Genomic DNA, 2,434 nt, shown 5'->3' with positions numbered 1-2,434 from the left:
ATTCAGCGCGTAACGTATTAGTTAACGTCCTAATTATTGAATTTGATAATCGTGGATATGTGGACGAACAGCGGGCGAAAAGTATCGCCCATAACATTAGAAAATCTTTTGTAGCATTAGAAAGCGAAGAAAGGCTCCCTGTATCAGACTCAGATTTTAGTGAGTGACCACGCCATAGCATCTGATTTCGTAACAAGAACACCCGGATTGTTCTTTACACTAGAGGCGATGTCTTTTACTTCGTCTCGAATTTGCGAAGCTGTTTTGTTCTTTGTGACGATATATTCAGATGTAGGTAGTTTGTATTTAATTCCCGATGAATGAGTTATTTCTTTTAGATATCCGTTAGCATTCATTTTTTCGTGAAGTAAATCATAGTCTTCACTATCACCACCACGTAATTCAACCCTAACGATAAAGTCTGCCATTCCCATTTCCTTACTTTGATTGTGGAATAACCAACATATCAATTTTCTTTGACTGTGGAAAGCAGGGAACGCGCACCGGGCGTAAGTGGTATCCCGGTACTTTTTCAGGGCTGCGCTATTGCGTGGTCTTTTCTATTTATAACCCCCGACAATGCCGGGAAAGGATTCCCCGGACGGGGGGTGGATATGAAAATGCACAGGTCACCGGATATCTGGAGTCTGATCATCGTATGGATCGGAGAGCATCGCGGCGAACTTATCAGCGCCGGGCTGGCTGCAATTATGGCAACTTTGCGCGGCATGTACGCAGGTGGAGGGCGGGCGCAAGTCATGCTTGATGCTGCTATGTGCTCACTCATCGCGTGGTTTATTGAAGATGTACTAACGATGTTCGGCGTAGAGCCAGGCTGGACGCTAATACTTAGCGTATTTATCGGCTATATGGGTACTGACTATATCGGCTCCGTACTTAAACGCATTGTTGGCAGCAAGACAGGGGGCAGCAATGAAAACCAGTAATTTTCGTTTCAGCCAGCGCAGTGAAAATAATCTAAAAGGTGTTAATGCTGACCTGGTGAAAGTGGTGCGTCGTGCGCTGGAGTTATCGCCTGTTGATTTTGGCGTTATTGAAGGCTTACGCACCGTAGAACGGCAAAAAGAGCTGGTGGCCACCGGCAAAAGTCAGACTATGAACAGCCGCCATATTACCGGCCACGCTATTGATGTGTTACCCACCGGTGCTGACTGGAATGATTATAAATGCTGGTTGCCGGTACTTGATGCTATGCACCTTGCCGGTAACGAGTTGGGCGTTAGGCTGTGCTTCGGTATCACCTGGACAGATAACCCGAATGATAAGCCCGCTAAGTTTTTGGACGCGCCGCATATTGAGATTCAGGTATGAGCCAGATAACTAAATTTGCTACCGGATTATTGCTAATGCTGGTGGCTATTCTGCTTATCGCTGCCTGGGTAAATAAGTCCGAAGCAAAAAAATTAATTGCTGACAATGCGCTACTGACTGATGAGCGTGACGAGGCGAGGTCAATTTTAAATAATCAGGTCCGCACAGTTCAGTTATTTAACGATATCGCCCGAGCTAACGAGCATGAAAAAACCAATATTAGAAATAATAGCGAGGTCCGCGTTGCTGCAATTAAAAAACATATCAGTGCGGACGAATGCGCTACTCGTTCTATTCCTGCTGCCGCTGTTGAGCGCTTGCGGAACCACTCAAATAAAATACGTACAGACTCCACACGTACAGATACCCGCCAGTCTGCTTTCTGATTGTATGCCGCCACTCATCCCTGACGAACTGACGTGGGGTGACAGCCTGGCACTGAATGGGGAGTTACTGACGGTGATAGAACAGTGCAACGCAGATAAGGCGAGCATTCGCAAAATAGAGAAAAACAAGGTGTAAAAATGACAACTATTGCATGGGATGGAAGGACGTTAGCTACTGATGGTCAGTCTACGTTGAATGGTTTGGTTTGCTCACTAACTGAGCAGAAAATTTACACTCCAGCCGAGCATGAAAAGTGGAAAGTAAACGGGGATGAGGTTCTTGCTATCGCCATATCGGGAGATTGTGGTGCAGAGTACGAGTTACGAGACAAGTTAGCGAAAGGCGTTACGTATGAAACTGAATTCTCTTCAGACTCCCGTTTTTCAGCAATCGCTATCCGTGGGCCTTTTCAGGCATACGGGATTTCAAGTCAAGAAAACTCTACTCAAATATCTTTCTACCCACTGACTGAACATTGTGCTGTCGGCACTGGCGCGACTGTAGCAAGCACAGCAATGAAGCTAGGGAAAACTGCAATAGAGGCTATTGATGTAGCTATTGAGATGGATGTGTATAGCGGCGGCAACGTTCAGGCATACACGGTGCCTTTCAGGCTATAGATGAGCATTAACACGCCGCCGTTATTTTATTTAATTCTGAAATCGGCGAGTGGCCAGCGAGAAAAGCAGCATAAACACGCTGTATTGATATCGAG

6 protein-coding genes are annotated in these 2,434 nt (G+C 45.9%); 5 read left to right on the top strand and 1 reads right to left on the bottom strand.

The annotated features are described in order from the left end of the window. Positions 1-149: 149 nt before the first annotated feature. A complete protein-coding gene (locus AEP37_RS23235; protein ID WP_049615546.1) occupies positions 150-428 on the bottom strand; it encodes a type V toxin-antitoxin system endoribonuclease antitoxin GhoS in 279 nt (92 codons plus the stop codon). Positions 429-614: 186 nt separating this feature from the next. On the opposite strand from AEP37_RS23235, the gene AEP37_RS23230 reads away from it, so the two are divergent. From AEP37_RS23230 to AEP37_RS23215, 5 genes are read left to right on the top strand one after another with little or no spacing between them, the layout of a single operon-like run. Further along, the gene (locus AEP37_RS23230) at positions 615-947 is read left to right on the top strand and encodes a phage holin, lambda family (RefSeq protein ID WP_042592972.1); all 333 of its coding nucleotides are present in this window, start codon (positions 615-617) and stop codon (positions 945-947) included. Continuing rightward, the gene (locus AEP37_RS23225; RefSeq protein WP_049615545.1) at positions 934-1,332 is read left to right on the top strand and encodes a M15 family metallopeptidase; all 399 of its coding nucleotides are present in this window, start codon (positions 934-936) and stop codon (positions 1,330-1,332) included. The genes AEP37_RS23230 and AEP37_RS23225 overlap by 14 nt, the downstream gene beginning before the upstream one ends. Next, a complete protein-coding gene (locus AEP37_RS23220) occupies positions 1,329-1,718 on the top strand; it encodes a hypothetical protein (RefSeq protein ID WP_049615544.1) in 390 nt (129 codons plus the stop codon). The genes AEP37_RS23225 and AEP37_RS23220 overlap by 4 nt, the downstream gene beginning before the upstream one ends. Next, positions 1,600-1,854 (top strand): Rz1-like lysis system protein LysC, encoded by a 255-nt coding sequence (gene lysC / locus AEP37_RS28100; protein WP_072086414.1) that lies wholly within the window; start codon positions 1,600-1,602, stop codon positions 1,852-1,854. Before AEP37_RS23220 ends, lysC begins: the two co-directional genes overlap by 119 nt. A 2-nt stretch (positions 1,855-1,856) precedes the next feature. Next, positions 1,857-2,339 carry a hypothetical protein gene (locus AEP37_RS23215; protein WP_049615543.1) on the top strand — a complete coding sequence of 161 codons (483 nt, stop codon included), beginning with the start codon at positions 1,857-1,859 and terminating at the stop codon, positions 2,337-2,339. Positions 2,340-2,434: the final 95 nt, after the last annotated feature.

This window comes from Yersinia pekkanenii (genome assembly GCF_001152565.1).
GTDB lineage: Bacteria > Pseudomonadota > Gammaproteobacteria > Enterobacterales > Enterobacteriaceae > Yersinia > Yersinia pekkanenii.
The sequence above is the reverse complement of the archived record's forward strand: the minus strand, read 5'-3'. Positions and strand labels throughout refer to the sequence as shown.